Raw genomic sequence first — 274 nt, 5'->3', positions numbered from 1 at the left:
GACATGCAGCGTGAAGTAGTAGGGATCTATCCCCAGTTCATTGAGTTCGTAGGCGGTGATGAGCAGGTGCAGCGGCAATTGCTCATAGCCCAGGTTGAATCCCACGATCTCGGGCAGGAACTGCTGCGCATTCCAGCCCAGCGCCAGCTGTACCAGCCCCTGCCGGTACAGGTCGTCGGGCAGGTCCTCCACGGGATCAAGGCCATACCTGGCCAGCAGCTCCCGATAGAGCTTGACGTGGTTCTTGTCGGCCATGCCGTCGCCCAGTTCTTCC

1 protein-coding gene is annotated in these 274 nt (G+C 60.2%); it reads right to left on the bottom strand.

Translation table 11 applies throughout. The annotated features are described in order from the left end of the window. Positions 1–274, bottom strand: a 274-nt coding sequence (locus tag ACS2QP_RS27670) for an iron-containing redox enzyme family protein (RefSeq protein ID WP_438883048.1), incomplete at both ends; no start/stop codon positions are given.

Origin of the sequence: Bacillus cereus group sp. Bce019, assembly GCF_051781745.1 — a bacterium.
Taxonomy (GTDB): domain Bacteria; phylum Bacillota; class Bacilli; order Bacillales; family Bacillaceae_G; genus Bacillus_A; species Bacillus_A cereus.
This window is presented reverse-complemented; position numbering and strand designations above follow the sequence as displayed.